Below are 533 nucleotides of genomic sequence, written 5' to 3'. Positions count from 1 at the left end.
CTCCTCGACGTGATCGAGCTGTTGGCCGACGAGAGGCCGGTCGAGGTCGAGGTCGACAGCGACGTGATCGAGCTGTTCGCCGACGAGAGGCCCGTCGAGGTCGAAGTCGACAGCGACGTGATCGAGCTGTCGGCCGACGAGAGGCCGGTCGACGTGGACGTCGACAGCGAATCGATCGAGCTGTTGGCCGACGAGAGACCGGTCGAGGTCGAGGTCGACAACGACGTGATCGAGCTGTTGGCCGACGAGAGGCCGGTCGAGGTCGAAGTCGACAGCGACGTGATCGAGCTGTTCGCCGACGAGAGGCCCGTCGAGGTCGAGGTCGACAGCGAGGTGATCGAGCTGTTCGCCGAGGACAGACCCGTCGAGGTCGACGTGGACAGCGACGTGATCGAGCTGTTAGCCGACGAGAGGCCCGTCGAGGTCGAGGTCGACAACGAGGTCACCGAACTGTCGGTCGACGAGAGGCCGGTCGACAGGGAGCCGATCGAGCTGGTGGCCGACGACAGGCCGGTCGACGTGGAGGTCGACAG

Annotated in this window: 1 protein-coding gene; it reads left to right on the top strand. The window is 65.7% G+C overall.

Features of this window, described 5'->3' with window-relative positions:
- A partial coding sequence (locus GQ57_RS43515; protein WP_034200632.1) for a hypothetical protein occupies positions 1-533 on the top strand: 533 nt, incomplete at both ends.

The organism is Burkholderia sp. MSh2 (genome assembly GCF_000731655.1).
GTDB classification, from domain to species: domain Bacteria; phylum Pseudomonadota; class Gammaproteobacteria; order Burkholderiales; family Burkholderiaceae; genus Burkholderia; species Burkholderia paludis.
The sequence above is the reverse complement of the archived record's forward strand: the minus strand, read 5'-3'. Positions and strand labels throughout refer to the sequence as shown.